We start from the raw sequence: 1,041 nt of genomic DNA, 5'->3' as shown, positions 1-1,041 counted from the left end.
CCGCTGGAAGGCACCCAACTCGACGCGTTGCCGCTTTTTGGTGTGAACGCGAGCGCAGATGCCGGCAACCGGCTGGCGGTGAAATCCGATGCTGTTCTGCTTAGCCATGATGATGTGACGCCTGGGAGCGGTGGCATCCAGCTCAAGCTCAACAAGGCGATGAGCGCCGGAACGGCCAGCGTGCTCTACCAGACCGGCTGGTCGGGGCGTGCCGAGTTCGGCACGGCGGGCGACGACAATTTTCACATCAAGGTCAGCGCAAACGGGAGCACCTGGCGCGAGGCGCTGGTCATCGACCGGGCCACGGGCGCGGTTTCCATGCCTCTGACGCCGGCTGTCGCCAACGCTTTCAACCTGCTCAAGGACGCTGGCCGGTTTGGCGGCAGCCCCGAACCGGTTTCGCGACAGGCACCGGACTTCGCGGCGCCAGCCTATTTGAGTGCCGCCAATGGAGCCGTCATCGCGCAGGGGCCGAAATTCATCCATGACAATTCGACATTCGGCGGCGCGCAAGGTGCGCTTGACCCCGATATTACTGCATTGATCAGCAAGCTGAAATCGGCCGATTCCGGCGGCGTCTTTCGCCGGTACGGCATCGAGTTTCACACGCTGGAAATCACCGCTGGCGCCGGGACGTCGACTGTTCAGCTGATTGAGGGCACCTCGCACTACCTGCCGTTTTCCAACGCGGCTGTCCCCATGCCGGCCGATATCAGCTTCAATGTCCACGTCCTCGTGAAATCCGGCAGCGTCGGCGTTCTTCATGCCGCGCGGCGCACCTTTGTCGATGGCGAGGAAATAAGCGCCTCGCGCAAATTGCTGCCCGCTGATGGCTGGCGTCAGATCACGCTGCACCACAGCTACCAGCCTGACCGGTTCATTGGTTATGACAACACCGCTCATCGCCTGTATGCCGCGCCCGGCTCGGTATTTCTCCTTGCCGCCTTCACGATCACGCCCGGTCATCTGCCCATGCGCGCAGGTCTTTACTACGGCATTGTACCCAGCCTGGAGGCGTGGCGATAAAGTGCAGGAGACCGG

The 1,041-nt window shown here is 62.3% G+C and carries 1 pseudogene; it reads left to right on the top strand.

Annotated elements, in window-relative coordinates:
- Window positions 1-1,026, top strand: a pseudogene (locus tag ACTS2Z_RS07555) (hypothetical protein); the annotation flags it as partial.
- Window positions 1,027-1,041 lie beyond the last annotated feature (15 nt).

Origin of the sequence: Glycocaulis sp. (genome assembly GCF_052168375.1) — a bacterium.
In the GTDB taxonomy this organism is placed as follows: domain Bacteria; phylum Pseudomonadota; class Alphaproteobacteria; order Caulobacterales; family Maricaulaceae; genus Glycocaulis.
This window is presented reverse-complemented; position numbering and strand designations above follow the sequence as displayed.